This is a genomic window from Neobacillus sp. BP17, assembly GCF_059579525.1.
In genome coordinates this window covers 3,438,593-3,462,757 of record NZ_CM184198.1, presented here as the reverse complement: position 1 = coordinate 3,462,757, position 24,165 = coordinate 3,438,593, and the positions used below count along the sequence as shown (strand labels likewise).

Here is a 24,165-nt window from a genome sequence, read left to right as displayed (position 1 = left end):
GGATGAATGTTCAAAAGATTAAAGAGGAAATTACCCAAATGAAAACTAGCCTTTCTTTTTTAGAGGGGCGTTTAAAAGAGATTCAGCAAAATTGTGATCATCGTTTTGATGGCGATCAATATTATGAAAAATGTTTGAAGTGTTATAAGGTAAACGTATTATATTATTAAACAAAAAACTCGAAAAAAACACTCTCAACAAGAGGGTATTAAAAAGACAGCCATGTAGAGGCTGGGACATAACTAGCTTCAAATAGTAAGAAAGGTGAATGTGAGTACGCTCATATTCACCTTTCTCTATTTTTAGGGTGTTAATTCTTCAAATACTTTAGTTGTTGGCAGTGAATTTTCAGAGGTGGGTTTTGTCCAAGTCTCCTTTTTGTTTATTATACACTTGACTAAACAGTAACAACACTTGTATTTTGGGGGACTGATCCCAATTTTCCGAGACACAAATAATTTTCTAAAATTTTAGAAAATTATTTACAAATGGAAAACCAGTACTTATAATGAGAATATGAAAAGTGATTCAGGTTTTAATTTGGAAGAAGGTGAATAGGATGGAGATGAAAAGTGATTTAAGTCCAAAAACAAAGCGAGGCGAGAAAACAAGAAGAAAATTATTAGATGGAGCAGAAATTGTCTTTGGGAAGTATGGGTATTTTGAAAAAGGCATCGTAGAAATCACACAGGAAGCAAATGTATCGTTAGGGACTTTCTATAACTATTTTGAATCCAAATATGATATTTTCGCTGAACTTGTTGGTGAAATGCAATTCCAATTATATGAAGCGATTCGAGAAGAAACTAAAGGCGTCAATAATCGAATTGAGAAAGAAAGAAAAGGGTTTAAAGCATTTTTCCAGTATCTGAAAGAGCACCGTTACCTTTATCGAATTTATAAACAAACGGAATTTGTGGATGAAGAACTACACAAAAAGTATTTTGATGACACAGTTAAGAGATATTCTCGAGGCCTGCAAAAAGCCATGGATAAAGGGGAAATCAAGCAATACACTCCAGAAATACTTGCGGTGTCTTTAATGGGGTTACTGGAATATGTCGGAACGAAGTGGATCAATTGGGAAAACAAAGAAATTGATGATGCATTAATTGATGAAGTCATTGATTTTATCCGCCATGGACTCGCCGTAGGGCAAAATGATTCATTCCTAGATGGAATTTTTGATCAATAAAGTAAGGGAGCAAGGAATCTGCATTTGATGGATAAATAGTCATTCTCAATATAAAGGAAGGTGGAACCATGGATTTTTCATATACGGCAAAAGAAGAAGCATTTCGACAGGATTTAAGAATTTGGCTAGAGAATAATTTGCCAGCTGGTTGGCTGGAAGGCAATCGAACACTGCCTGTTGACCCGGAAGAACAAAAAAGATTTCTAAAGGAATGGCAGCAAAAGTTATTCGAGGGCGGCTGGTCAGGAGTATCTTGGCCAATAGAGTATGGTGGCAGGGGTGCAACATTAATTGAAGAAGTGATTTATGAGCAGGAAATGGCAAGAGTTAGTGCGCCGCCAATTATTAATATCGTCGGAATCAATATGATAGGTCCTACTCTCCTCCAAATTGGAACAGAAGAGCAGAAGAAACAATACATCCATACAATCTTAAGTGGTGAAGAAATTTGGTGCCAAGGATATTCTGAACCCAATTCCGGATCAGATTTGGCTTCGCTTCAAACGAGAGCTGAAAAACAAGGAGATCAATGGATTCTTAATGGGCAAAAGATCTGGACGAGTTATGCACACTTCGCCGATCGATGTTTCGTATTAGCTAGAACTGATAACACAGGGAAAAAGCATCAGGGAATCACAGCTTTTCTAGTCAATATGCATCAAGAAGGGGTAGAGGTAAAACCCATTCGTTCCATTAATGATAAATGTGATTTTAACGAAGTCTTTTTTAATGATGCGGTTGCGTACGATGTGGAAGTGGTGGGTGAAGTGAACCGTGGCTGGAAAGTAGCGCTCGCATTGCTGAGTTTCGAACGAGTAGGTGTTGGAAGACAGATTTTCCAGCTTCAACAGCTTTTTGAAGAATTACTTGAGATGACCAAAACTATCAAAAAGAATGGGGAGCTATTAATAAAAAATCCATCTATTCGCCAGAAAATCGCGATGTTTCGAACAAAATCTAAAGCTCTGTTGCTGAATTATTATCGCCATTTAACCCAAATTATTCAATCCAACAAACCTGGGGCACTAGGGTCAATGGATAAAATTGAAGTGAGTGAATTGGGGAAAGAGATGTACAAATTTGCGATGAGTATTCAGGGAGCCTCAAGTATCTTATGGAAAAAAGATGCCCCCATAGATGATAAATGGCAGCAAGGATTTTTACGTTCGCGTGCTTACAGTATTGAGGGAGGAACTTCTGAAATTCAAAAGAATATTGTGGCAGAACAAATTCTTGGCTTACCAAAAGATATCAAGTTTTGAGGAGGTTTCAAAATGGAATTTGACTTAAATGAAGATCAGAAGATTTTTCAGGAGTCGATTCGGCAGATTCTTGAAGCAAACGGTGATTTAGCACTGACGCGCAAGTATACAGAAGGGGACTGCACCCTATTAGATCATATCTGGGATGAGTTGGCGAAATTAGGTTACATGAGTATTGCGATTCCAGAAAAATATGGCGGACTTGGTTTAGGACCACTCACACTCGTTCCGATATTAGAAGAAATGGGAAGAGTGGTATTGCCAGGGCCATATCCTGAAACCGTTGGGTTTGCCGCCCCTATTATTGAGGCCTATGGGACGGACGAACAGAAGAATGTGTATCTCCCCAAAATAGCTGAAGGAAAGCAGAAATTCTCATTAGCATTTGTCGAACCAGGGGGAGAATTCCTGCCAAGCGACATTCAATTCAAAGCAGAAGTTAGCGGAGGTGCATATATACTAACTGGCGTAAAGACACTTGTTCCACATGCTGATTTTGTAGATACGCTGATTGTACCTGTACGAACAAATGGTACTGACGGAGAAGATGGGATAACGATCTTGATGGTCGATTGTCATGATGAGAAAGTACATGTTGAAACACTGGTTAGTATGGATGAAACGAGAAAAGTAGCAAGGGTGACATTTGATCACGTGGTGGTCTCGCGCGAGCAGCAATTAGGAAATAGGGATGAGGGTTGGGAAGTATTACAGTCCGGATTTGATTATTTAAATGCTGCCTGGTGTTCAACCATGGTAGGTGGAATGGATCAAATCGTCAAAACTATGACAGAATACAGTAATACCCGTGAGCAATTTGGGCAGCCTATTGGTAGATTCCAAGCGATTAAACATAAAATTGTTGATATTTTATTAGAGTTAGAAAGTGCTCGTTCGTTATCCTATTATGCCGCATGGGCGTTGGAAACCAAATCAGAAGAAAAGGATGAAGCGATTTGCCAAGCGCGTTCCTTCATCAATGAAGCCTTTATTCGGGCAGCCAATCAAAATATACAAATCCATGGAGGAATGGGGTTTACTTGGGAATTTGACTGTCATTTCTTTTTAAAACGGGCCATGGCTTTGGAGAATTATTTAGGAAGAGTAGAAGCATATCAAGAGAAAATCATCAATCTATTAACGAAAGAAAAACAAGTCAATATATCAGTAAGCTGAGAAATGAAAGCGCTTCATAGAATCAATGGAAGATTCCTATTTAACACAAAAAATGCTATTTTATTAATCTATTTTACTATTATCAAACATTGAGATGAATAAGGAGTTGGGATAATGGCTTTTAACCAAAATATAGGTCACTGGATTGCTTGGTGGGGAGAGGTATCGAAGGAACGAGAAATGCTCGTATTTAATGATCGGCGAATTAAATATCGTGAGTTTAACCAAAAGGTTAATCGAGTGGCCAACTCCTTAATAGAGAACTTCGGGATTCGAAAAGGGGACCGAGTGGCTGTTTTGTTAAATAATTCTGTTGAATTCCTAGAGATTGTCTTTGCATGCAGTAAAATTGGTGCTCGCTTTGTACCTTTAAATGTACGATTAGCAGGCAGGGAAATTAGCTTTATCATTAATGACACCACTCCACAAATTATTTATACCCAATCCAGCTTTGCTCGTCTTTTTAGCGAAATTGAAAATGATATTTCTGTTAAAAACATTATCAATGTTGAAGGTAGTGAATATAAGTACCTTGCCAGCTTAGCTAGTGATGCGGAACCAGCCAATCAAGCCACATGGGATGATGATTTTGCCATTCTATATACATCTGGAACAACAGGGTTACCTAAAGGGGCACTTGTTTCACAGAGAAATGTACGGGAATGTACGTATAATATGATGACAGTAGAAGGCTATACGGACAAGGAACGCATTTATATTAACCTTCCGTTATGTTTTATTGGGTCTCTTGTACCATTAACCATGCCCGTCATTCATTCAGGTGGAACAATTGTCTTAGACCATGAGTTTGATCCGCAAGTCACCTTAAAGATGATTGAACAAGAAAAGATCACCTTCCTCCGCGGGGTCCCTACGGTGTTCATCTCATTAGCTAAACATTCAGCCTTTGATAGTACCGATTTTACTAGTGTGAAAAGGATCGTTGTCGGCAGTGCACCTGTGCCTATCTCGTTAATCGAACTCTATCGGAATAAAGGGGTTATGTTCGTCAGCGGATATGGGTTAACGGAAGGGACTGGCTACAATATGATGTCGATGGATGAGGACAAAATGAATGGCCTCTATCCTCTCATTGGGAACGAAGTAAAGGTAGTCAATGAACAAGGGCAGCCAGTGGAACCAGGAGAAATTGGGGAGTTATTAATTAAGGGACCAACCGTATTTGGCGGCTATTGGAACAACCCGGAGGCAACCGCTGAAACGATAAAAGATGGCTGGCTACATACGGGAGATATGTTCAAAATTGATGAGGATGGCTCTTATTTTATCGTTGATCGTAAAAAGAATATGATTATCAGCGGCGGATTAAATATCTATTGTTCTGAGGTAGAAAATGTCCTTTATAGTCACCCCGCGGTAAGTGAAGTTTCCGTCATTGGTGTTCCGCATGATCATTGGGGGGAAGCGGTTGTTGCAGTCGTTATACCAAAAGAAAATCAATTGATTGAGGAAAGAGCGGTTATCAAATACTGTCGTGAACGACTTGCCGATTACAAGTCACCAAAAGCAGTCATTTTTGTAGATAGTTTACCATTTAACGCCGGTGGAAAAGTAGTAAAAAGAAAATTGACTGAACAATATCAGGATTTATTCGTCAAACAAGTGAAATAGCTTCGGGAATTTGAGTGTTAATAGTTTTCTAAAAATAATTCAGAATATTAATAATCTTTAGAATGGGATAAATAAATGTTGGAATCAGCCTACAAAAAGTCCAATAAATGAATATGTATTTCGGGATTGGCAGCAATGACATCAGAATTTCCAACCAATCATGATGCTCTTCAAGTGAGATAAATGTTAGTACTACTAATATTATTCGAGGAGGATTTGAATGAATTCTGTAGATGTTAAAAAAGTGATGGGTGAATCAAAATTTAACCGTAATCATTTCGTAGTACTAGCAATATTGGGCTGTATTTATATGTTTGAGGGGCTTGATGTCATTCTTTATGGTTCAGTCATCTCTAAGGTCATGGAGGACTGGGGATTAACAGCCGTTCAAGCAGGGGCCATTGGCAGCTATGGTTTAGGGGCGATGTTAATTGGATCACTTGTATTTGGACCACTTTCTGATAAGTGGGGAAGAAAAAAGGTTCTTTTATGCACTACCGCTATATTTAGCATTTCAACTTTTTTTATGGCCTTTACCCCAGGAATCCTCTCGTTTAGCATTTTTCGAATTATTGCTGGTATCGGGTTTGGTGGAACTGTACCCATTGTTTATTCACTAGCATCAGAGTTTTCTCCGAATTCTCATAAAGGGACGATGGTGGCAATTGTGAGTAGTTTCTTTTCGTTAGGTGGAGTAATTGCTTCTCTAGTGGCCATATATATTATTCCTAGTTTTCATTGGCAAAATGTTTTCGCAGTAGCGATTATTCCTATTCTTTTATTTCCGGTTATTATCAAAAAGCTTCCTGAATCACCGGAATTCCTTGCAATAAAAAATCAAACTGAAAAGTTAAATCAGATTTTGCCAAAATATAATCCTAATTTTGTCCCTGCCGCAAATCAAACTTATATTCTTTCTAGTAACCAAAAGAATTCAAACTCGTCCGTTCTTGAGATATTTAAAGGTGGTCGGTTAATTAGTACGGGTGCGATTTGGATTGCCTTTATCATGCTCCAGTTACTATCTTATGGGTTAAATACTTGGACTCCGCAACTAATGGCTCAGGCCGGCAATTCGCTTGGATCAAGTATCGGGTTTTTATTAGTCCTGAATTTGGGTGCTATGATTGGTGGTATTTTCGGCGGTATGTTCTCTGACCGAGGCAATGCAAAAAAGGTCATCATCTTGTACTATATGACGGCAGCCATTTCCTTAGTCGCTCTTGGAGTTAAATCAAATATGTTGATTCTGTATTTGTTAATTTTCGTTGTTGGTGCTGCAGCTAACGGAGGCTCATTTGTTGTGAATGGATATGTTCCACAATATTATCCTGCTAACATCCGCACTACAGGTGTTGGTTGGGCAGTCGGCGTGGCAAAAATTGGAGCATTTATGGGACCATTATTAGGTGGGGTTTTGTTAACCTATCACCTCACCCCAATCCAAAATTTCCTATTTATTGCAATCCCAGCCGTTCTTACGGCAGCAGCTATCCTAATCGTTCAAGAAAAGTACTCTGCCCGTAAAAAAGTAGATCACATTGTAGAAGAACCAATTGAAGCTGCCATTAAATAAGTAGTTTCAAGAATCGGATTTTTATAGATAATCATATATTTTTAGGAGGAATGTAGAATGATCAGAAAAGAATATAAAGCGATTATTGTCGAAATGGATGGACCGATTGCAAGGATTATTTTTAACCGACCAGAAAAATTGAATGCCATCAACATGGATTTAATGGATGAGACGTTGCAGGCCTTAAAAGATATTGACCGAGATGAAGAAACAAAAATAATCATTATTAAAGGAAACGGTAGAGCATTCTGTGCAGGATTTGACCTTAGCTCGGTGGCTTACAGCTTTGATACAGAGAAGACCCCTATGCATCGAGACCGTGATTGGGTGATTGAAGAAGTAACTGAATGGAGAAAGCTTTGGGATATTCGCAAACCTGTCATTGCACAGGTTCATGGATATTGCTATGCAGGTGGAGGAACGATAGCGGGATTCTCTGATTTAATTTATGCCTCAAATGATGCCCTTTTTGGTCAGCCACAAGCAAGAACGATTGGATTTACCCCCGAGTTAGCGAATTGGCCATTAACAATTGGCATGAGAAAAACCAAGGAATTGTTATTAACCGGGGATTCTATAACAGGGGAAGAAGCAGAAAGAATTGGGATGATCAATAAAGCCCTTCCTCCAGAAGAGCTGGAAGACTATGTAGAGAGACTAGCTCAAAGGATCGCTTTGGGTGAAATGGATATGTTAACTTACAAAAAGCATGCGGTTAACCAGGTATATGAGATTATGGGTCTGACTGCCATGATTCAATCAGGTGTTAACTTTGATATTTTTGCTCATCATTCGATGACTAGTAAACGATTCCAAAAAACGCTTGAAAAGTACGGATTGAATGCAGCGATTGAAGAAATGAATGCGCCATGGGGAAGTGCGGCCAAGAAGTAGCTGACTGTGGCTGATATCCTCATTAAGATTTCTCCAACATGAGAAGTCGATGTTCAAAGATTAGACCACGTCATTCGAAAAAAAGAGGACCCTTGCCCATTTTCTACTCGTTGATCATTAGAGAATAGGCAAGGGTGTTTCCTTTAAATGAATGCGCAAAGGTAGAGTGAAAGGAGCGTCATTCCGTGGTATACCAGTATCTATTAACCGAACAAAAAAATAATATCATGATTATCTATTTAAACCGGCCCGAAACATTGAATGCGATCGTACCGATGGTCCTTTCTGAATTACTTCACGTTTTAGAAGAAGTGGAAAATGATCATGGGATCAAAGCCATCATTATCACTGGAAAAGGAAAAGCGTTTTCTGCAGGTGGGGACTTGAACATGATCAAAAATATAAAACCATTAGAAGGAAGGAAAGTGGTGCACTCCGCACAGCCTTTTATTTATAAAATGCTAGAAATTGAGAAACCAATCATCGCGGCGGTCAATGGACCAGCTGCTGGTGCAGGATTCAGTCTTCCTTTGTTATGTGACTTAATTGTAGCGTCGGAGCGGTCCTATTTCGTTCAAAGTTTTGTAAATATTGGATTAATCCCCGATTTAGCTGCCCTTTATTTTTTACCATCATTAATAGGGTCACAGAAAGCAAAAGAAATCATGCTTTTAGGAGAAAAAGTCTCCGCACAAGAGGCCTATCGGATTGGAATGATCAATGAAGTTACAACACATGATGAGTTATTACCGAAAGCAATCTACCTGGCAGAAAAGCTAGCCAACAAGCCGCCTATCGCCGTAGGGCTAACAAAAACCATTGTGAACCGAACCATTACACGGGATTTGAAGTATTTATTAGAACTAGAGGGATTTGGACAGGACCTATGTTTTCAGACGGAAGATTTTAAAGAAGGGGTCAGTGCCTTTATCGAGAAGCGGGAACCTCATTTCATGGGGAAGTAATCCAATGGAACTCTCTTCTTGAACATTTTAGAAATGACTAGGATCTATCCTTAGAAAGGAAGATGTGTATGAATATATTTCCAGTTTTGGAGGGGAAAGTAGCAATCATCACAGGTGCAGCGATGGGAATGGGTGAAGCCACTGCTAAACTTTTTGCTGAAGCAAAGGCAAAAGTGGTCGTTGCCGATTTAGATGAAATGAGAGGAAATGAAGTGGTCTCGCAAATTGAATCAAATGGAGGAACAGCTTTTTTTGTAAAAGTAGATATCTCAAAGTCGGAACAAGTACAAAATTTAATCAAAACAACCATTGAAAAATATGGCCGTTTAGATGTAGCTGTCAATAATGCTGCGTTAACACCAGATAACAAACCCACAGCAGAATTTGATGAGGTTTACTGGAATAAACTTATTTCAGTTGATCTAACGGGGACAGCCCTTTGTATGAAATATGAAATCCTGCAAATGCTTGAACAAGGTGAAGGAGGTTCAATCATTAATATATCTTCTACAAGCGGTTTCCGGCCACAGCCAAACAATATTGCCTATGTTGCCGCAAAACATGGAGTCGTCGGAATGACCAAGGTAGCAGCCGTGGAGTATAGTCCGAAGAACATTCGGATAAATACTGTGGCGCCAGGTGCAGTGGAAACCCCCATGCTACGAACTGCTTTGGAACAGTCAGGAAATGACCCAAAGGAACGGGCAGCCCAGCTAAGTCTGCTGAATCGTTTCGCCCAGCCAATTGAGATTGCACAGGCTTCACTTTGGTTAGCGTCTGATCAGTCATCCTATATAACTGGAACCACTATTCATGTTGATGCCGGGTATACTAGTCGATGAACTGATGGACATGGGGATAAGATTCTATTATTTTAAGGTGGTAGAAAATGTTAAATGAAGTGGCAGAAGGAATTTATCAAATTGTACTCCCCTTGACCTATAGCTTAGGAACGGTTAATTCCTATTTAATTGAAGGAGAGAAGGGTCTAACTGTTATTGATACAGGGGATACATATGAATCCATCCAAGTATGGGAAAAATTTCTCCAATCTGATGTAGCAATCGAAAAAGTAGTGTTGACTCATATCCATTCAGATCATTGTGGACTTGCCGGATGGTATAAGGAGAAGTACGATGTTCCCATAATAGCTTCTAACCATAGTTTAGAAGAGTTACAGCGGATGAAGAATATCTATTTAAAAGATAGTCCCCTTCAAACTATTCTTAGCAAACATAATGGACCTAAATTACCCAAAAAGGTTGATTCTCTCCCTTCTACGTTTGATTTCATACCGAATAAATTTTATGAAGATAAAGAAAAGATTAAACTGGGAAACTACTGGTTTGAAGCAATCTGGACACCGGGACATTCTCGAGATCAATTTTGCTTCTATAATCAAGATCATCAAATTATGATTGTAAGTGATCATGTGTTGGCTGCTGTCTCACCAATGATCGGGATTGTTGGTGAAGATGGAGAGAATCCGTTAAAAGACTATTTCACTTCCCTTGATGCGATAAACAACTATCCGGTTCAACTAGCTTTACCAGGACATGGCCAGTTGATTACGAATTTACAAGAAAGAATCGACGAGATTAAATCAAGGCATCAACGCCGATTTGTCCAAATCTTAGATATTTTGAAAAATGAAAGCATGTCAGCAGCTCAGATTTTTGAGAAGTTGTATGAAAATCGAAACAGACATTTCATAATTGAACAGTTTATGGCCATCATTACTAGATTAGTGTATTTAGAATCAATCGGAAAATTAACTAGCGAGTTGGAGGAGGGAAAACTATATTATCGTGCGGTATAGGAATTATGGGGTCAGTCCCCTGGTGCGTTAAGGCTTCACTTCACCAGGGGACTGACCGTTAAATTTTTTTCAAGTTTCACAGCTTTTCTACATGTTGAATAGACTAGTTTAAAAGAAGTTTATTAAAAAACATGGTGGAGGGAAAGAGCTTGAAGATATACCAAGTGAAAGGGTCGCCTGATAATACAATGGAATTGTTGGAAATCACAACGAATGGGAAAGTAAAGCTTAGGAATATCAAAAATGATGTGGTCATTGAAACAACAGTGGAGGCCTTTGAAATGGCATTTGAACCATCATCAGAGTATTCCTTTATCGCGAAACAACAAGAAAAGCCACAAATGATAAATCAAAGCGAACCAGGGGATATCAATGATTTGATCGAAAAATCTCAGGTAAAAGTTGATAAGGTTTTTGATCGATGCACAATGGTTGCGGTCAAGCTGCCCAATGGGTTTATCATCACCGAGTCGATATCCAGTGTAGATGAGGCATCCTATAACGAAGAAACAAACACTCAGATTTGTTTGGAACGGATTAAATATAAAATTAGTGAGCTTGAAGCTTACAAAACTCAAAGTTCAGAGATATAGTCAAGTATTAAGAATTATCGAAAATAAAATTGCTGGATGGAAGCAGTGACAAGTTACCTAAATAAAAAAAACCCTAGAAACTGCGTGATATCAACGCTTCTAGGGTTTTTGCATTGCAGCTTGATAAGGATTGGGATATTTCATTTTAAAATAAAAATTAGGCAACATGAAGGAAAGTTATAAATAAGTTAATAGTAGTGAAAAAAATAACCGCGCAATATTAAAACTGCAGATCTTGTCTCAATATTCGTTAGAAAAGGAGAGATAGTTTGATGGTATGGACTATTTTTATCTTTCTTCTGATTGTGTTTATTATTGGACCGATTGCCTTACTCATATGGTTACATATTTTAGCAAAGAAACCACAGCATTCGATTATAAGAGCACATCCTTATTTGGGTTGGATGCGCTACTTATTAGAAAAGATTGGTCCGGAATTCAGGCAATATTGGTTTGATGATGACAATAGCGGCAAACCATTTTCACGAACCGATTTTTTAGGGATCGTTTTTTCTGCCAAATATCGAAGTGACCTTTTAAGCTTTGGTTCCAAACGTGACTTTGATAATCCTGGGTATTATATTGCGAATGGTTTGTTTCCCTTATTAAATGAAGAATTAAGGGTCGACAATCAAGAAAAAGTCCACTCAATGAAATATAAAATTGATCATGAAGGGTTGTTTACTCGTCACGAACAGCTTGAAAAGGACCAAACAACACGCTGGCTTTACCATGAGGAAGAGACAATCATCGTTGGTGGTGATCGGAAATTTCCATGGAGACTTAGCGGTCCATTTGGTGTTTCCGCCACATCTTATGGAGCCGTCGGTGAAAACTATATCCTTTCAACAGGTCATGGCAGCTATTTGGCAGGTGGTTCATGGATTAATACGGGAGAAGGCGGAGTTGCACCAGAGCATTTAGAAAGTGGAGTCGATGTGGTTGCTCAAATTGGCCCTGGTTTATTTGGTTATCGCGATGATGAGGGGAATTTTTCGCTGGATGAATTTAAATGTAAAGCCAAGGAACCCAATATCAAGGCCTTTGAGCTTAAATTCGGTCAAGGAGCAAAAATCCGTGGCGGACATCTGGAAGGGTCGAAGGTTTCAACGAAGGTGGCAACTATTCGGAAGGTTCCTGTTGGAAAGACCATTAATTCCCCCAATCGCTTTCCATTTTTGCAAAATGCGTTTGAAACGTTGGAGTTTATCAAAGTGCTGCAAGAGGAAGGCGGAAAACCTGTCGGAATCAAAATCGTCGTTGGACATCCATCCAGCTTGAATGAATTGTTCGAGTCCATGATTCTTCTAAAGATTTATCCAGATTTTATTACGGTTGATGGCGGTGAGGGTGGAACAGGCGCCACTTATAAATCAATGGCAGATACGATGGGGCTTCCTCTATATCCTGCTTTAATCGCGGTTGTTGATAAAGCCCATCAGTTTGGGGTACGAAAGAAGCTGAAAATATTTGCTTCAGGAAAGTTAATTTCAGCTGATAAAATTGCCATTGCCCTTGCAATTGGTGCAGATGCCGTGAACTCTGCCCGAGGTTTTATGATTGCTAACGGCTGTATTATGGCTCTTCAATGCCATACTGGTAAATGTCCTACGGGCGTAACAACCACCGATCCCAAGTATCAAGAAGCACTTGTGCCAGAGGAAAAGAAATGGCGAGTCATGAACTATATTATTAATGTACGTCAAGGTTTGTTTGCTTTAGCTGCGGCTTGTGGCATTGATAGCCCATGTAAATTCACTCGTGAGCACATTGTATTTAAAGATGTCGATGGAAGAATAAAAAAGTTATCTGAACTGTTTCCAATGATTGATTCTTAGACCGGATATCTGAGTTTTCAACGTAAAAAAATAACTCCTCCATAGAAAGCATCAACCAAAATTTATGTCAGTTCCCAGGTGCGTTTAAGCATTACTTCTCGAGGGGACTGACCCCATCTTTTGTGGAAAGTTCCTTTCATTAACTATTGTGCTAAAGTATTATCGTGGTAAAATCTGGTATTTTCCTGTTGACTATTAGAATTAACATCACCTATAATTAACATGGTAATAGAATAATAGACTATGAAGAAGGGAAGGAAACGTATGAGGCAGCGCATAAAAATGGTTACATATTCAAAAATGGGAATAAAAGAGGCTGGACTCCAATTCTAAAAGGAATCGGAATCCAGCCTTTTTCTTTATTATACTAAAGTGATAGAGGAGTGGGAGAAATGATCACATTAACAGGTCAAGATTTAACATTGAAACAAATGAAGGAGATTTTATTTGGTAATCAGAAGGTAAGCGCTTCAGAAATGAGTATGGAGGCGGCTAGAAAGAGTCGTGAAGCTGTAGAAAGAATAGTTTCAGAGTCAAAAGTAGTCTATGGGATTACCACAGGGTTTGGAAAATTCAGTGACGTCCTTATTGATAAAGATCATGTTCAAGATCTTCAGCTTAATTTAATTCGTTCACATGCTTGCGGCGTAGGTGAGCCGTTCCCAGAGGTTGTCGCAAAAGCAATGGTCCTTCTTCGCGCAAACGCACTATTAAAGGGCTATTCTGGAATTAGACCGCTCGTTATTGAAAGATTACTAGATTTAGTAAACAAGGATATTATCCCTGTGATTCCTCAGCAAGGTTCCCTTGGAGCAAGCGGAGATTTGGCACCGCTTTCACATTTGGCGTTAGTATTAATCGGGGAGGGTGAAGTATTTTATAAAGGAAATCGAATGGATTCACTTGAAGCCTTACAGCTAGAAGGAATTTTCCCAGTCATACTTGAGGCAAAAGAAGGACTTGCACTGATCAATGGAACCCAAGCCATGACTGCAATGGGAGTTGTCGGTTATCTTGAAGCAGAACAACTCGCATTCCAAAGTGAGTTAATTTCCTCGATGACGATTGAGGGATTACAAGGGATTATTGATGCCTTTGCTGAAGAAGTTCATATTGCAAGAGGTTATCAACAGCAAATTGATACCGCAGCTAGAATCCGAGGTTACCTAAGTGATAGTTTATTGACGACGACACAAGGGGAATTGCGAGTGCAGGATGCGTATTCGCTCCGCTGTATCCCGCAAGTTCATGGTGCCACGTGGCAAGCACTTGATTATGTGAAAGAAAAATTAGAAATTGAAATGAATGCAGCAACAGATAATCCACTCATTTTTGATGATGGTGAAAAGGTCATTTCCGGTGGTAACTTCCATGGACAGCCCATTGCTTTTGCCATGGATTTTATGAAAATTGCTGTTGCGGAAATGGCCAATATATCTGAAAGACGAATTGAACGGTTAATCAATCCGCAGTTAAATGATTTACCGCCATTTTTAAGCCCTGAACCAGGATTACAATCTGGTGCGATGATCATGCAATATGTTGCCGCATCTCTTGTATCAGAAAACAAAACGCTGGCACATCCAGCCAGTGTAGATTCGATTCCTTCCTCTGCGAATCAAGAGGATCATGTAAGCATGGGAACCATTGCTTCAAGACATGCTCATCAAATTATTCAGAATACAAGAAAAGTCCTGGCGATTGAGCTTATTTGTGCGATGCAGGCGGTTGAATACCGTGGAGTTGAAAAAATGGCTAGCCAAACAAAACGTCTTTATGAGGAGGGAAGAGAACTTGTCCCTTCCATTAAAAGAGACCGCATTTTCTCAAAAGATATTGAAAAATCGGCTGAAGGTCTGAAAACAATGAATTTGACAAAACTATTTGAGCAAGTCGACAGTGTAAGGTAAATTTCACCATCTAAACTTAATAGAAAAGAAGAAGAGCTTTAACCAACCTACTATTATAAAAAGAGGTGTTATATGCAAAATACGGCACTTAAAGCCCAAGAAACAGTACATGAACATGAGTTTGCCGAACATTTAGAAAGAAAGCTTAAAACGCGACATCTTACCATGATTGCTATCGGGGGAACAATTGGAACAGGGTTATTTTTAGCCAGTGGAACCACGATACATGATGCTGGGCCAGGTGGAGCTTTAGCTGCCTATATCATTGCAGGAATCATGGTTTATTTTATCATGGGCAGCTTAGGCGAAATGGCGGCTTTTATTCCGATTTCAGGTTCTTTTAGTACGTATACCTCAAGGTTTGTCGACCCTGCATTGGGTTTTGCCGTTGGCTGGAACTATTGGTACAATAATGCGATTATTTTTGCTTTGGAATTATCAGCCTCGGCATTGATCATGAAATATTGGTTTCCAGATGTCCCAGGAATCATTTGGAGCGCAACTTTCCTTGTCCTAATTTTTGGTCTGAACTTTTTATCCGTAAAGGGGTATGGAGAATCAGAATTTTGGTTTTCATTGATTAAAGTTGCAACCATTTTATTATTTATTGTTGTTGGGTTACTCATGATCTTTGGAATTATGAAAGACCATAGTGGCGGATTTGATAACTTCACCAAAGGAGAAGCCCCATTTAAAGGCGGTCTGTTATCCATATTTAGTGTATTTATGGTGGTGGGATTTGCCTTTCAAGGCACGGAGCTTGTCGGGATTACAGCTGGTGAAAGTGAAAATCCAGCGAAAAATTTACCTAAGGCAGTGAAACAGATCTTCTGGAGAATTTTATTGTTTTATGTTTTAGCGATTTTTATTATTGGTTGTTTAATCAGCTATTCCGATCCAAAATTATTAAGCTCTGATTTAGAGAATATTGCAGTGAGTCCGTTTACGTTAGTATTTGAAAACGCAGGACTTGCCTTTGCGGCGGCTGCCATGAATGCAGTCATCCTTACTTCCGTACTGTCAGCAGGAAATTCCACTTTATACGCGGCATCGCGCGTCCTTTGGGTATTGGCAGAAGAAGGAAAAGCTCCGTCATTCTTGAAAAAAGTAAATAAAGGTGGAGTTCCGATTAACGCATTATACATATCAACTCTTGTTGGCATGCTGTGCTTTCTTACCTCCCTTTTTGGTGATGGAACGGTTTATTCTTGGCTATTAAACGCTGCTGGCTTAGCTGGTTATATCTCTTGGTTAAGTATTTCGGTTACACATTATCGATTCCGTAAAGCATATGTTGCACAAGGAAGAGATTTCAAAGACCTGCCCTATAAAGCAAAATGGTTCCCATTAGGTCCGATCTTGGCAACAGTATTATGTTTAATCGCCATGCTTGGGACAAATTACGGGGCATTTATTGGTTCAAAGGTTGACTGGTATGGTGTATTGGTATCTTATATTGGACTACCTCTATTCTTAATAGGTTATTTAGGCTATAAAAGTATCAACAAAACAAAAATCGTCCCATTAAAAAAAGCCGATTTTAGCAGAGATTAATTGTATATTATTCATCTTTAGCAGGAACACCTTGAGACATCAAGGTGTTTTTGCTATTTTAAGTCCAGTTCACAATGATTGTTCGTTTCATTTATAAGGGAAGTCTTTCTTAATGAAAAAACTTTATTAATTTATTTCAAGTTATTCTTGACTAAACAAGTATATTAGGAATATATTGTAATTAACAATTAACATATTGTTAATTAAAGGAGTGGTGGAAGTGAAAATAAGCGATAAATTTATTACACCAGATGGTTATTCCAGTGATATTGCTGTGTTTACAATCACATCTGAGAGTAATGGGGAGTATAAGCCGCCGTTAAAAACATTGAAGATTTTGCTGATTAAACGGAGTGAACTCGATCATGAAGGAAACCCGAACATGGAAGCAGGGAAGTGGGCGTTGCCAGGGGGCTTTGTCCGCCACGGAGAGACAGCTCTTCAAGCGGCTGAACGCAGGCTTCTTGAGGAGACCGGTGTCAGCGGATTACGGATAAAGCATTTTGGCGTCTATGATGCTCCCGGTCGAGATGACCGGGGATGGATCCTATCAAGTGCTCATTATGTTATTGCGAAGGAAGAAGCTTTAAAGAGCCGAAAAATTACGTATGATGCTTCAGATATTCAATTATTTCCACTTGAAGAGGCACTTGAACTCTCACTTGCTTTTGACCATCGAAAAATTATCGATGATGCCATCTGGTTTATTCGAAAAGATATGGCTCTAACAACCCTTGCGAAGCATTTTCTACCTGAAGAGTTTGTCCTTTCTGAACTGCAAGGGGTCTTATTAACGGTTTTGGATGATCCATCCATATCAACGGATGCAGCCTTTTATAGAAAAGCTCCCACACTTCCATTTATTGAAGCGGTATCCGAAAATGGAAAGCCAAAGAAATCCAATCGCTTTTCCAAAACACCTGCTCAGCTTTACCGCTTTAATGAAGTTCAACCGATTGTTTCCGTATATAGAAATAAACTTCAAGGCTAAATACAACTCACAAGGGAGAGTTCTAAATGGAGATATTTAAAAATTGGACCCGGTTTGAAGTCATATGGCTGTTTACCTTTACAATGGTTAACATTTATCTATTCTTTGCTTGGGATGACTCACTTATTGGCTTAATTTCATCGATTAGTGGCATGCTTTGTGTGGTTTTAGTGGCTAAGGGCAAAATTGCGAACTATTACTTTGGTATCGTTCAAACATTAACCTATGCTTCTATAGCCTACGGTTATGGTCTTTATGGGGAGGTCATGTTAAATGCACTGTTTTACTTCCCCATTCAATTTATCGGGATTTATCTTTGGAGGCAGAATAGAACGGAGCACGGTGTAAAGGGGGAAGATGTTACCATTAAAAGCCTGACAAAAACGGGTTGGCTTTATACAGTCATCTCCATGATTATTCTAATCATTGGATATGGGTTCTTCTTGAAATATTTAGGCGGTAATATTGTTTGGACAGATTCAGCTACCAACGTATTATCGATCGCTGCCCAAATATTGATGCTGAAACGATTTACGGAACAATGGCTTCTTTGGATTTCCGTCAATATCTTATCGATTTTCCTATGGGTGAGTGCTCTCCTTACGCAAGGTGGGAATGACTTTTCGATGTTGGTTATGTGGTCAGCCTTCCTGGTAAATAGCATTTACGGGTATATCAACTGGAGAAAACTATATACTAGACAAATTCAGGAGGCGGCCTAAATGTCAGTTGGTTTTATCGGTGGAAAGTTCCTGCCACTACATCTTGGTCATGTGTATGCCATCGTTCGTGCGTCGTCCGTTGTGGATGAACTTTATGTTGTTTTATCCCATAGCGTAAGACGTGATATGGAACTGTGTGAGAATACCAAAATGAACTATATTCCTGCTCAAATTCGTTTGCGCTGGCTTTCCCAATTAACAAAAGATATGCCGCACGTGAAAGTAATAGCCGTGGAGGATGATCAAGATAATGACCATTATAATTGGGACGAAGGGGCACGTTTGATTAAAAAAGAAATTGGAAAGCCGATTGATTACGTATTTAGTTCTGAATTAGAATATAAAGAGATCTTTCAAAAACTATATCCAAATGCAAGGCATAAACTGATTGATCCGATGCGCACACATGTGAATATCTCCGCTACAACCATCCGTACGGAGGGTGTGTTTAAGAATTGGGAGTTCATTCCTGACGTTGTAAAACCCTATTTTATTAAAAAGATCGTTCTGGTTGGAACAGAAAGCGGCGGGAAATCAACGCTTACGAAAAACCTCGCCAAAATATACAACACAACCTATGTGGAGGAATATGGTCGAATCGTCTGTGAAGAATTAGGTGGCTGCGATGGAATAATGTTAAAAGAAGATTATTTAAAAATAGCCTACGGTCACAAAATGGAAGAAAGTAAAGCTATAGATAAGGCGAATAAGCTCGTTTTTATTGATACAGAGGCCATCGTCACTCAATTTTACTCCAACTTATACAACAACGAACATCAACTGGTTCTAAATGAGATTGCGAAACTACAAGATTACGATCTTTGGCTATTCCTTGAGCCTGATGTTAATTGGGTGGATGACGGGTTAAGAGTTCATGGAGAAACTGAAGTAAGGAACCAAAACAATCAGAGCTTAAAAAATTTATTAGAAAAACATCACATTGACTATCATATATTGAGTGGGAATTATGAAAAAAGATTAAACGATGCGATGGAAATGATTGAAAGGATGCTATAGAAGGATGTTGGGGTCAGTCCCCTGGTGCGTTTAAGCTTACCCTCACCGGGGGACTGACCCCCAATTTGGTATCCAATATTTAACGTTGTCTAAATATTCATTATTTCTTATCATATAGGTGACACCTTTCTTTGTATATTGGGTATGGTTACCTATATTTTCCCAAAGATTAAGTGTCTTTTTTTATATTTTCGGTTGAGTTATTCATTAATAAAAATTTCCGTTGACTAGCGGAATTTTTTTGTATGGAAGTGAAAGCGCTTCATTATATACTTAATCTGATGAACGAATCTTCCATTATTGTTTTCATTGATGATTATATAGTGATAGATTAATATATTAGAATATTACCAATTATGTATTCAATGTGAGGGGTGAGGAAAATGGTGCTAAATGCCCGGATTACGTCTATACTGCGCCAGTTAATGAAAGCGGAAACACCACTGACTAGTGAGTATTTGGCTAAAGTTCTCGCGGTAACCTCGAGGACGGTCAGGAATGATATAAGGGAGTTGGAAGATATTTTAAAAGACTTCGGTGCCTCGATTAAATCAATTAGGGGCACCGGATACGAGCTGGTGATTCAGGAGGAGCAACCTTTTCGCCAGCTGTTACACGGAATTGTCGATCAGGAAAAAGAAAAATCTGTTGACATTCCAACCTTCCCGGAAGATCGAGTACATTATATTATGAAGCGGCTCTTGCTTACAGAAGAATACTGCAAGCTGGACGATATTGCCGATGAATTATTTATCAGTCGATCCACCCTACAAAATGACTTAAAGGAAGTTAAGCTGATTTTTGGCCGCTATGGAATTACACTTGATAAACGACCGAATTTTGGCTTGAAGGTCAACGGAGACGAGTTTAAGCTGCGTTTGTGCATGGCTGATTTTCTCTTTCAACAAATGAAGCATGATATTTGTTTAGGGGATAACGATTTGTCCATTTTCACAAACGAAGATATGGCGTATATCCGCAAGGTGATTTTGGAGCGAATTAATGCTCACCATATCAGCCTCTCGGATATTGGTTTATGTAATCTGGTTATACATCTCGCTATTGCTTACCACCGGATTAAAAGTAAAAAATATGTAACGATGTATTCAAAGGATTTAATTGAACTGCAACATGAAAAACAATACGAGGTAGCCGAGGAAATTGTCAACGAACTTGAAAAAGGATTAGCCGTTACGTTTCCTGGCCAGGAAGTGGCCTATATTACCATTCATTTATTGGGGACAAAAATGGTGACAGAGCTTCATCTGGATGAAAATACAATTCAAGAAATGATCGGTAAACAGATTGATAACATAGTGAATGAAATCCTCGAAACCATTGACCGGGAACTTAGCTTGGGTATCAAAAATGACCAGGAATTGTATGTGGCTATCTGTCTGCATTTGAAACCTGCGATTCATCGCTTTCATTATGGGATTCATTTACCTAATCCTTTGCTTGATGAAATTAAATCGAATTATCCGGCTGCTTTCCAAGCGGCAGTGATTGCAAGCATGGTGCTAAGAAAGAAATTGGAAGTTGAGATCAATGAGAGTGAAATTGGCTATTTAGCCCTGCACCTCGGAGTGGCAATCGAGAATGCCAAGAGTGGAAGAAGGGTTAAAAGATGCTTGATTGTTTGTGCCTCAGGGCTTGGCAGTGCCCGGCTGTTGGCTTCAAAAATTAAAACAAAGTTCGGTGACAAGCTTGAAATTGTTGGAACCACTGATTATTACAAACTTAATCAAATTACCATGCATGCCCTTGATTTCATCATTAGTACCATTCCTATTTCAACATGTCTTCCAGTACCTGTTATTCAAGTTCATACGATTTTAGGTGGGGAGGACTTAAAAAAAATCGAAACGGGTATAACCGGACAGGCGGTTCAAAAACTGCCCTATACAAAAGAGGAATTAGTTTTTTTCCAAAAGGACTTTAATACAAGAGAGGAAGTATTGAACTTTTTATGCAGCCGGCTGCAGTCTTTAGGACGCGTTAATGAGCACTTTTTGGAAAGTGTCCTAGCAAGAGAAGAACTTTCACCGACGAGTTATGGAAATTTAGTCGCGATCCCTCACCCTGTTACACCACAGACAGACTCAACTTTTTGGACGATCTGTACATTAAAGAAGCCGATAGAATGGGGCGGGAAAAGGGTTCAATTTGTTTGTCTGCTCAGTGTTGAGAAGAGTAGCGGAAGTGAGTTGCAAAATATGTATGATTATCTGTTAGAACTGATTGATGACAGCCAGGTCGTACAGCAGTTAATTAAATGTAAAAACTACAAAGAGTTTGCGGCAGTTTTTTCCAGAAAACTAAATAACTTTAGGGAATGAACATCTGCATTAAATAGATAGAGCCGCAGGTCGAATGAAAGCCTGCTCCTCGTCCATGGAGGGAAAGAAGTGAATATTTTATTATGCTGTTCCGCTGGCATGTCAACCAGCCTTTTGGTTTCTAAAATGAAAAAGACCGCATTAGAGGAACATCTCTCCTATAACATCTGGGCTGTACCCTTTGATGTGGTAAGCAGAGAAATTAACCAGGCAGATGTCCTCTTGCTCGGGCCGCAAGTACGCTATTTGTATGCACAGTTTAAAGAGTTGGGTGAAAAGAAGGGAATACCTGTAGGAATCATTGATATGGTGCATTATGGAACCTTTAATGGTCAAGCAGTATTGCGGGCCGCCGAACAGCTTTATAAAGAAAAATGACAGGACCAGCAAACGCTGGTCCTTTTTGATTTTTATATGAAAGAAAGGGTTTTCGAAACAATCAGATTTTTCCGTAATGCAACGGAAAAAGGATAAATGTAAATGTAAACGTTTTTAAAATACAATAAAGACATCAAGGGAGGACAACAAAAAGTCCTACAGTGAGTTTGCAGAAGTAGGTTTCGTGAGCAGGACTAATATTCTAAAATTCTTCTTTTGAAAAAATTTAAAAACTATTAAGGGGATGAAAATATGAACATATTATTATGTTGTTCAGCTGGAATGTCTACAAGTTTATTAGTAACAAAAATGGAAGCTGCCGCTAAGGAGCAGGGACTTGAATGTAGAATTTGGGCAGAGGGTGTCGACGCAGTTAAAAACCATATTGATCAAGCGGATGTTCTATTGCTTGGGCCACAAGTACGATATATGCTGCCAACGATGAAAAAGTTAGGCGAAGAAAATAATATCCCTGTGGATGCAATTAACCCGGTTCACTACGGAATGGTTAATGGGGCAGAGGTATTAAAGGCGGCAATTCAATTAATTAAATAAATAAATAAAGAAGGGGAAATAGCGGATGAATAAACTAACAGCTTTTTTAGAAGAAAAAGTTATGCCTACTGCTGGCCGGATTGCTGGTCAAAGACACCTGCAAGCATTGAGAGACGGACTAATTGCCACGATGCCATTGATGATTATTGGGTCGATATTTTTAATCTTAGGCTTTATTCCAATTGATGGTTACTCTGACTTCATGGCAGGTATTTTTGGAGACCAATGGTTAGGGAAATTGTTATATCCAGTGGGAGCAACATTTGATATTATGGCCCTAGTGGCAGCATTTTCCATTGCTTATCGCTTAGCTGAAAAGTATAACGTTGATGCCATGTCAGCAGGAGTTATCTCGCTAGTCGCATTCTTGCTAGCAACTCCATACCAAGTTTCTTTTACACCTGAGGGTGCGACAGAAGCGATCATGGTTGGAGGGGCGATTCCTGCAGCATTAACAGGAAGTAAAGGTCTTTTCATTGCAATGATTTTATCTATTATCTCTACGGAAATATATCGATTCATTATTCAAAAGAAAATTGTGATCAGAATGCCTGACGGTGTTCCGCCGGCAGTAAGTAAATCGTTTGTTGCCTTAATTCCTGGTTTTATTGTTGTTATTATTGTTTGGTTGTTACGCTTAGTAGTGGAACAGACAAGCTTTGAAAGCCTTCACAATGTAGTCACTCAATTATTACAAAACCCTCTTAGTGCTTTAGGTGGTACATTATGGGGTACACTTTTAGCTTTAATTCTAGTCCAAATGTTATGGTCCACAGGTTTACACGGTGCAACGATCGTAGGGGGTGTGATGGGACCAATTTGGCTGTCAGCAATGGATGCGAACCGTGTTGCTTTTCAAGCAGGGAATGAAGTACCAAATATCGTTACACAGCAGTTTATTGATATCTTCGTCTTAATCGGTGGGTCAGGTGCAACTCTTGCGCTCGTTTTAGCCATGTTATTCACGGCAAAGAGTAATCAAATGAAATCATTAGGCAGATTAGGTATTGCCCCGGGATTATTTAATATCAATGAACCGCTAATCTTCGGGATGCCAATTGTTATGAATCCAATCATGATTATTCCGTTTATCCTAGTTCCTATCGCGATCACAACTATCAGCTTCCTTGCGATGCAAATGGGGTTAGTAGCAAAGCCAGTAGGAATATCACTTCCTTGGACAACTCCTCCTATCGTTGGTGGATTCTTAGCTACAGGTGGTAAATTCTCTGGCGCTGTTTTACAAATCGTTAACATGGCCATTGCTTTTGCGATCTATCTGCCCTTCTTTAAACTATGGGATAAGCAAAAATTAGCAGAAGAAAGTCAATTTGGTACGAAAAAAGCATCTTAACCATTTTGGATATCCCCCATTCAGGTATTCACTGGGGGATACCTTTTCAAATCACTACTTGGAGGGAAACATGATGGAAAACTTAGAAACGGTTATATTTCAAATAATTCTTCACGGAGGAAATGGAAAAAGTTCAGCAATGGAAGCGATTGCTGCAGCAAAAACCGGAGATTTTGAAGGGGCAAGACAGAAGATAAAGGAATCAAGTAATGCGCTGAATGAAGCCCATAAAATTCAAACCAACCTTGTTCAGGGAGAAGTACGTGGCGAAAAAACAGAAGTTTCACTATTAATGGTTCATGCCCAGGATCATTTAATGAATGCGATTACGATTAAAGATTTAGCGGCTGAGTTTGTGGATATGTACGAAACGATAAAACTGCAAAACGTATAAT

At 39.1% G+C, this 24,165-nt stretch carries 22 protein-coding genes; all 22 read left to right on the top strand.

The features are described 5' to 3' along the window. Window positions 1-2 precede the first annotated feature (2 nt). The 22 genes from AC4QJR_RS16690 (at window position 3) to AC4QJR_RS16585 (ending at window position 24,164) form a co-directional block, all read left to right on the top strand. Window positions 3-170, top strand: a complete 168-nt coding sequence (locus AC4QJR_RS16690; RefSeq protein ID WP_496523588.1) for a serine protease — start codon at window positions 3-5, stop codon at window positions 168-170. Window positions 171-559: 389 nt separating this feature from the next. Beyond that, a complete protein-coding gene (locus tag AC4QJR_RS16685; protein ID WP_496523587.1) occupies window positions 560-1,195 on the top strand; it encodes a TetR/AcrR family transcriptional regulator in 636 nt (211 codons plus the stop codon). A 68-nt stretch (window positions 1,196-1,263) separates the two neighbouring features. Next, the gene (locus tag AC4QJR_RS16680; RefSeq protein WP_496523586.1) at window positions 1,264-2,457 is read left to right on the top strand and encodes an acyl-CoA dehydrogenase family protein; all 1,194 of its coding nucleotides are present in this window, start codon (window positions 1,264-1,266) and stop codon (window positions 2,455-2,457) included. 12 nt (window positions 2,458-2,469) lie between these two features. After that, a complete protein-coding gene (locus AC4QJR_RS16675; RefSeq protein ID WP_496523585.1) occupies window positions 2,470-3,633 on the top strand; it encodes an acyl-CoA dehydrogenase family protein in 1,164 nt (387 codons plus the stop codon). 114 nt (window positions 3,634-3,747) lie between these two features. Next, a complete protein-coding gene (locus tag AC4QJR_RS16670; protein ID WP_496523584.1) occupies window positions 3,748-5,265 on the top strand; it encodes a class I adenylate-forming enzyme family protein in 1,518 nt (505 codons plus the stop codon). Window positions 5,266-5,485: 220 nt separating this feature from the next. Further along, window positions 5,486-6,841: an MFS transporter gene (locus AC4QJR_RS16665; protein WP_496523583.1), complete on the top strand. Its 1,356-nt coding sequence runs from the start codon at window positions 5,486-5,488 to the stop codon at window positions 6,839-6,841. 57 nt (window positions 6,842-6,898) lie between these two features. Then, window positions 6,899-7,735: an enoyl-CoA hydratase-related protein gene (locus AC4QJR_RS16660; protein WP_496523582.1), complete on the top strand. Its 837-nt coding sequence runs from the start codon at window positions 6,899-6,901 to the stop codon at window positions 7,733-7,735. Window positions 7,736-7,920: 185 nt separating this feature from the next. Further along, window positions 7,921-8,700: an enoyl-CoA hydratase/isomerase family protein gene (locus tag AC4QJR_RS16655; protein ID WP_496523581.1), complete on the top strand. Its 780-nt coding sequence runs from the start codon at window positions 7,921-7,923 to the stop codon at window positions 8,698-8,700. A gap of 68 nt (window positions 8,701-8,768) precedes the next feature. Continuing rightward, the gene (locus AC4QJR_RS16650; RefSeq protein ID WP_496523580.1) at window positions 8,769-9,542 is read left to right on the top strand and encodes an SDR family NAD(P)-dependent oxidoreductase; all 774 of its coding nucleotides are present in this window, start codon (window positions 8,769-8,771) and stop codon (window positions 9,540-9,542) included. A 47-nt stretch (window positions 9,543-9,589) separates the two neighbouring features. Next, window positions 9,590-10,519 carry an MBL fold metallo-hydrolase gene (locus AC4QJR_RS16645; RefSeq protein ID WP_496523579.1) on the top strand — a complete coding sequence of 310 codons (930 nt, stop codon included), beginning with the start codon at window positions 9,590-9,592 and terminating at the stop codon, window positions 10,517-10,519. Between the two features lie 149 nt (window positions 10,520-10,668). Further along, a complete protein-coding gene (locus AC4QJR_RS16640; RefSeq protein WP_496523578.1) occupies window positions 10,669-11,112 on the top strand; it encodes a Gp49 family protein in 444 nt (147 codons plus the stop codon). 272 nt (window positions 11,113-11,384) lie between these two features. After that, the gene (locus tag AC4QJR_RS16635; RefSeq protein ID WP_496523577.1) at window positions 11,385-12,950 is read left to right on the top strand and encodes a glutamate synthase-related protein; all 1,566 of its coding nucleotides are present in this window, start codon (window positions 11,385-11,387) and stop codon (window positions 12,948-12,950) included. A gap of 392 nt (window positions 12,951-13,342) precedes the next feature. After that, window positions 13,343-14,860, top strand: coding sequence for a histidine ammonia-lyase (hutH, locus tag AC4QJR_RS16630; protein ID WP_496523576.1), 1,518 nt, complete (start codon window positions 13,343-13,345; stop codon window positions 14,858-14,860). 72 nt (window positions 14,861-14,932) lie between these two features. Further along, on the top strand, window positions 14,933-16,414 hold the full coding sequence (locus AC4QJR_RS16625; protein ID WP_496523575.1) for an amino acid permease: 1,482 nt from the start codon (window positions 14,933-14,935) through the stop codon (window positions 16,412-16,414). Window positions 16,415-16,640: 226 nt separating this feature from the next. Next, entirely contained in the window at window positions 16,641-17,405 is a 765-nt protein-coding gene (locus AC4QJR_RS16620) for an NUDIX domain-containing protein (protein WP_496526698.1), read from the top strand. Between the two features lie 26 nt (window positions 17,406-17,431). After that, window positions 17,432-18,127, top strand: a complete 696-nt coding sequence (gene pnuC, locus AC4QJR_RS16615) for a nicotinamide riboside transporter PnuC (RefSeq protein ID WP_496523574.1) — start codon at window positions 17,432-17,434, stop codon at window positions 18,125-18,127. After that, a complete protein-coding gene (gene nadR, locus AC4QJR_RS16610; protein WP_496523573.1) occupies window positions 18,128-19,144 on the top strand; it encodes a multifunctional transcriptional regulator/nicotinamide-nucleotide adenylyltransferase/ribosylnicotinamide kinase NadR in 1,017 nt (338 codons plus the stop codon). Between the two features lie 383 nt (window positions 19,145-19,527). Then, a complete protein-coding gene (locus tag AC4QJR_RS16605; RefSeq protein ID WP_496523572.1) occupies window positions 19,528-21,483 on the top strand; it encodes a BglG family transcription antiterminator in 1,956 nt (651 codons plus the stop codon). Window positions 21,484-21,552: 69 nt separating this feature from the next. Continuing rightward, window positions 21,553-21,861 carry a PTS sugar transporter subunit IIB gene (locus tag AC4QJR_RS16600; protein WP_496523571.1) on the top strand — a complete coding sequence of 103 codons (309 nt, stop codon included), beginning with the start codon at window positions 21,553-21,555 and terminating at the stop codon, window positions 21,859-21,861. A 252-nt stretch (window positions 21,862-22,113) separates the two neighbouring features. After that, entirely contained in the window at window positions 22,114-22,416 is a 303-nt protein-coding gene (locus AC4QJR_RS16595) for a PTS sugar transporter subunit IIB (RefSeq protein WP_496523570.1), read from the top strand. 25 nt (window positions 22,417-22,441) lie between these two features. After that, complete coding sequence (gene celB / locus AC4QJR_RS16590) at window positions 22,442-23,770, top strand: PTS cellobiose transporter subunit IIC (protein ID WP_496523569.1); 1,329 nt, start codon at window positions 22,442-22,444, stop codon at window positions 23,768-23,770. Window positions 23,771-23,840: 70 nt separating this feature from the next. After that, window positions 23,841-24,164 carry a PTS lactose/cellobiose transporter subunit IIA gene (locus AC4QJR_RS16585; RefSeq protein WP_496523568.1) on the top strand — a complete coding sequence of 108 codons (324 nt, stop codon included), beginning with the start codon at window positions 23,841-23,843 and terminating at the stop codon, window positions 24,162-24,164. The last annotated feature ends 1 nt before the right edge of the window (window position 24,165 follow it).